This is a genomic window from Veillonella sp. (assembly GCF_019414865.1).
Classification (GTDB): domain Bacteria; phylum Bacillota; class Negativicutes; order Veillonellales; family Veillonellaceae; genus Veillonella.
In genome coordinates, this window is record NZ_DXLG01000193.1 from 1 (window position 1) to 2,009 (window position 2,009).

General features: G+C 35.2%; 2 protein-coding genes. One reads left to right on the forward strand and one right to left on the reverse strand.

The window, feature by feature from the left end; translation table 11 throughout:
- The first annotated feature begins 59 nt into the window (after positions 1–59).
- A complete protein-coding gene (locus tag QZ334_RS08175) occupies positions 60–806 on the forward strand; it encodes a ubiquinone/menaquinone biosynthesis methyltransferase (protein WP_295233545.1) in 747 nt (248 codons plus the stop codon).
- Here QZ334_RS08175 and QZ334_RS08180 read toward each other — a convergent pair.
- Positions 787–1,518, reverse strand: coding sequence for an SIMPL domain-containing protein (locus QZ334_RS08180; RefSeq protein ID WP_105085361.1), 732 nt, complete (start codon positions 1,516–1,518; stop codon positions 787–789). The two genes, QZ334_RS08175 and QZ334_RS08180, sit on opposite strands and share 20 nt — an antisense overlap.
- Between the last annotated feature and the right edge of the window lie 491 nt (positions 1,519–2,009).

The window sequence follows — 2,009 nt, forward strand, 5'->3', positions numbered from 1 at the left end:
ATGATATACTATGCGAGTAAAGAGTTTGAATATAGTTCTTGATTAGTGAAAGGACCATAATGAATACTAAAGAATTTAAAACGTATGCCGATAAAGAGCAATTTGTACAAGGTGTTTTTTCTAATATTGCAAAAAATTATGACTTAATGAATACAGTCTTAAGCTTTGGACAGGATTATTACTGGCGCAAATTCTCTGTAGAAGCAATGAATATCGGTCCTCACCAACGTGTGCTTGATGTAGCATGTGGTACTTGTGTGTTTACAAAGGAAGCGTTGCGTCAAGAGCCAACATTAAAGGTGGAGGCATTAGACTTTAATAGTGAAATGCTTGATCAAGGTCGTGTACGCATTGAAGATGCTGGTTTAATAGATCAAGTTAATCTTGTTCAAGGTGATGCGATGGCATTACCATATGCAGATAATACATTTGATGCTGCTATGAGCGGATTTGCAATGCGTAATGTGCCAGATATTAAACAAGTGCTATCTGAAATGCAACGTGTTGTAAAGCCAGGTGGGAAAGTAGTTGTGTTAGAACTCGCAAAGCCAAGCATGTTTGGTTTTAAACAGTTATATAATTTCTACTTCTCCTATATATTACCTATTATAGGTAAGTTAAGTAAGGATAATTCCTCTTATGCATGGTTGCCAGAATCCTTACGCAGATATCCTCATCAAAGCGAGATTCTTGAAATCTGGAAATCTTTAGGATATGAAAATGCCACCTATCATGAATTGACAGGCGGCATTGTAGCGGTCCACGAAGGTGTGGTACCAGAAAATTCTATTGTAAATAATAAGTAATATTAGCGTCTTGAGAAACTACTAATGATCCTTTTTCAACAGGAGTAGCAGTTTCGAGAGACGCTTTTAACATTACGGCGTTACGATAGGAACCAGAGTCCATAGAGCTTGTTTGTGGTGTGCTAATAGAAACAGTTTTTACAGGGCCTAAAGTACGACCAAGGGCTGCAGCAATAACCTCAGCTTTATGACGACCGTCTTGAATTGCTTCGGTAGTTAAAGAATCAGACAGTTGTTGAGATACATCATTTTGGAATGAAAGGTTATTGATATCGTTGGCGCCAGCGCTAACAGCAGCGTCAACAGCCTTTCCTACATTATCAAGATTGTTGATTTTTACAGTTACACGATTTGCTACACTATAACCAGTGTTGATTCGTTTGCCATCTTGATAATCACTTGTAGGGTTAATAGAAATATTAGATGTGTAAATATCTTTTTTGTCGATACCTAAATGACCTAACTTGCTGATTAAATCACTCATGATGCGATCGTTATTGGATTTTGCAGCATTGATATTAGTGTTTTCACTAGTAATACCAAGTGTTAAAATCGCATAGTTAGGTGCTACAGAACGAGAGGCTTCGCCTGTAATTTGAATTTCTGAGGTATCAAATGTACCTTGTGGTGCAGCAAAGGCTACAGTGGCCATAGTTGCACATACCGCAGCAATAGCAACTGTTTTGGATAATAAACGTTTGGATAATTTCATACTCAATCTCCTTACACATTATTATAGTATTAATAATATCTACCATAATAAAAGACTAAATTGAAATATAGAGCTCATTTAAAATTAAAATATAGTGCTAAATAGTATATAACTATATAGCTGCATAAGTGAAAGAGTCTATATTACAGCTACATTATACAAAATAGATTGTATAAAATCAATCTTTAGTTTTAGATTGAAAAATGAATGTGCAATGAAAGTTGTGTGAAGTTGAGAATTGGGGGTTGCCATTATTTTTTTGTTATACTATAATATCCATACAGTCGTTCGAACGACTGTTTCTTAATGAGTGTAGAAATACACTTTGAAGTTCGAAAGAACTTCAAAAAAGATTATAAAATGTGTTGACATGAAAGTGCTCACATGTTATTATAATCAAGTCGTCAGATGGCGCTTCACTGAAGCGTAAAACTGATAACAGATCTTTGAAAACTGAACAATGATAGGTAATCAATCAATACGATTGAACA